Genomic DNA, 2,865 nt, shown 5'->3' with positions numbered 1-2,865 from the left:
TCACCGGGGTCGGGCCGGACGACAGGTTCCGCGACGTGCTCGAACTGGACTCCCTCGACTTCCTCAGCCTGGTGGAGTCGCTGTCCGAGCGCACGGGAATCCGTATCGACGAGGAGGACTACCCGGAGCTGACCACGCTGGCCGATGCCACACGGTTCCTGGTCGGCCGGTCCAGGGAGGCGACCGGCACCTCCCCCGCATGACGACGGCGTCGTACCGGCGTCCGTCGCCGTCGGTCCGTTGCGGCCGCAGGCCGGCCGGCCACGCTTCACGCGCCGCGCAGTCGGCCGCGGCACCCCTCTCGGGGAACAGTAAGCCGGCGCTGACGTCGACGAGTCCGGCGGGGGTGCCGTGCTCCCGACCGCACGGGGCACGCCCGCGGACTCGCCCGCCACCGGCCCGTTCAACCGCAGTCGGCCGCGGGCCGGACGTCATCCGTGCGATAGATGAGGTTGCCGGAGACCGACACCACGCCGTCGACGCGGCGGCACAACTGCTCCACGACGGGAATGAGACTCCTGTACTTGACCGCGCCCGCGAGAGTGACCTGACCGCCCCGTACCTCCGCGGTCACGTCCCGGGCGTCGAGCCCCAGAGTGCGCCGCAGGAGATCCTCGGTGATTTCCTCGCGGATGGCCTCGTCCCTGCGCAGGAAGATCCGCAGCAGGTCGCCGCGGCTGACGATGCCCAGGAGCCGTTCCGCCTCGTCCACCACGGGCAGCCGCTTGACGTGCTGGGTCTCCATGAGACGGGCGGCCTCGACAACGGTCCCTCCGGCCGCGCGCACACCGCCGGGGCGGACATGATCTCCTCGGCCCGGGAGCCCTCGCTCTTCGCCCGCTCCCAGGCCTCCAGGTGTGCCACCGGGATCCGGCCCGACGGATCGGCCTGATCGGCACTCTTGCGGAGCAGGTCGGCCTCGGACACCACACCGAGGGGACGCTCCAGCTCGTCCACCACGGGTACGGCGGTGACGTCGTTCTCCTCCAGCAGCCTGACGAGCTCCTTGAACGGCGTGTCACGCCGTGCCCGGACGACGTCGCGCGTCATGAGCTCCTCGACCGTTCGGTGATGCATGTCGCCTCCCGGATGCGGGATTCGCCTCGTACGCCACCCGTCCGGGGCCGTGCGAGCGCGCGGCCTGGGTGGCAGGCCGGATGGTGGTGGCTCGGCCGGCGTGGAACGTCAGGCAACGCGCGTCAGCGGAGGGCACTCCCAGCTGGCGTCCATCACCTCGGGGTGCGGCCGGTACATGCGCAGGACCACGAACCAGGTGCCGTCCTCAGCGGTGGGCAGCCAGTTGGCCTCCTCGTCCTGGCCGGGTCGGTCACTTTGCAGGTGGATGGTCAGTCCGCCGTCCTCGTCCCACCGCAGCCCCGTGCTGCGGTCGCCGATCGAGTAGCGCTCGGCCGGGTTGGGAATGAGGTTCATGTCCTCCCGGTAAGCGGTCAGCGACCACAAGGCGTCGACCGGCGGCAGCGCGTCGAGCGCGAAGCGCAGTCGGTACCGGCCGCCTGGGGCCAGCTTGTCGCCGTCGGCGTCCTCGAAATTGACCAAGTAGACCGCTTCGGCCGGGTCGTTGGCAGCGACGCCGAGCAGCGACTGGTCGGCGGCGCGCTTGAGGAAGTCGTCGCCGAAGCGCCCCATCTGCGGGGGCGGGTAGCGCCAGCCGTTGACGAGGTGGGCCCAGTCGCCGCTGAGGGTCTGCTGCTTGAGCATGGGCGCGCCAACGGCAGCGGCCCGGACAAGACTCTGCCTGACCGCGTCGGGCTGTGCTTCGACATCGAGGCCGGGTCCCACGCCGATCTGGGCGAACTGCTTGAGGAGGACCTCGTGATGAGACGGCGGGGGATTCTCGGCCAGCATCGCGTTCAGCGTCTTCCACGGTCCCAGAGGGTCCTCCGCCGCCGGGATCGGCGTCAGCACGTCACGGCTTTCGGGGACCTCCGCGTCCGGCTTGCCGTACAGGCTGAGCGGGACGAGCCGGTACTGCTCCTGGAGTGCCCGGACGCGTGGCACGTCGTCCGGGCCGCTGACGAGGGTACGACCGAGAACGAGCACCCAGGGGCTGGGAGCCTCCTTCACACGCCGCACTCCGGCGGGAAGCTTTCCCTTCCAGCCCGGGCCGAGGAGGGCGAAGCTGCCCGCACCGGACCCCGTGGTGCGCTGACCGACGTAGTCGAAGTTGTCGGAGGTGATCCCGACGAGTTCGAAGGCGAAGTAGCGATCGCCCATGTCCGGATGTGAGAGGATGACCGGCTCGTCCCCGAGGTTCACCCAGGCCGCTGAATAGAGCGTGTCATTGTTGGGACACCCGCCGTCGCGGTAAGTGGCGTCCAGCAACCGCTCGGCGTGCCAGAAGTGGTTGACGGGCGCGTAGGGGACCGTTGACGGGTTTCGTCGCTGTGTGACCCAGGCGTGCCTCAGCTGGGCGCTGTAGATGTACGGGAACCCGTAGACGAACGCCTGCTCACCGAGTGTGTAGGCGTACTCGCCGCGCCAGTCGTCGATACGCCCGGTAAGGATCGGCTTCACCGCCTGCCCAACCGCGGGCACCATTCCGGGCAGGTGGCGTACGTGATCGATCGTGGACCTGGGGTGAAGCGCTGCGCGCCCGGCGGCCCGCGCGACGGTGACGGCTGCGCCGGCCACGTCTTCGGGAATCCGCCGCCAGGAAGGTGTGTGTGATCGCTCGGCCATGTCAGCATCACTTCGCTCGACAGCATCGCAGACATGGACTTCGCGCGCCGACCGCGCGAGTCCGCCTCCCAGCGACCATTCTCCCCCGCCGTGCTGATCGACGCAGCCTGGGAGAACCTGGCCCCTCGGGTGTCTCACAACGCCCTCGGCTTTGCGGGCGACTTC

At 69.9% G+C, this 2,865-nt stretch carries 2 protein-coding genes and 1 pseudogene; 1 reads left to right on the top strand and 2 read right to left on the bottom strand.

Features of this window, described 5'->3' with window-relative positions; genetic code table 11:
* Positions 1-203 (top strand): acyl carrier protein (locus IE249_RS12710; RefSeq protein WP_189704878.1); only part of this gene is annotated, 203 nt, incomplete at its 5' end.
* 200 nt (positions 204-403) lie between these two features.
* Here IE249_RS12710 and IE249_RS12705 read toward each other — a convergent pair.
* Both IE249_RS12705 and IE249_RS12700 read right to left on the bottom strand, forming a co-directional pair.
* A pseudogene (locus tag IE249_RS12705) lies at positions 404-1,077 on the bottom strand (CBS domain-containing protein).
* Positions 1,078-1,185: 108 nt separating this feature from the next.
* Positions 1,186-2,535 (bottom strand): DUF1254 domain-containing protein, encoded by a 1,350-nt coding sequence (locus IE249_RS12700; protein ID WP_189704877.1) that lies wholly within the window; start codon positions 2,533-2,535, stop codon positions 1,186-1,188.
* Between the last annotated feature and the right edge of the window lie 330 nt (positions 2,536-2,865).

It is taken from the genome of Streptomyces anandii JCM 4720 (assembly GCF_014650655.1).
Lineage (GTDB): Bacteria > Actinomycetota > Actinomycetes > Streptomycetales > Streptomycetaceae > Streptomyces > Streptomyces anandii.
Note: the sequence above shows the minus strand (reverse complement) of the source record. Positions and strands in the feature narration are given on the sequence as shown.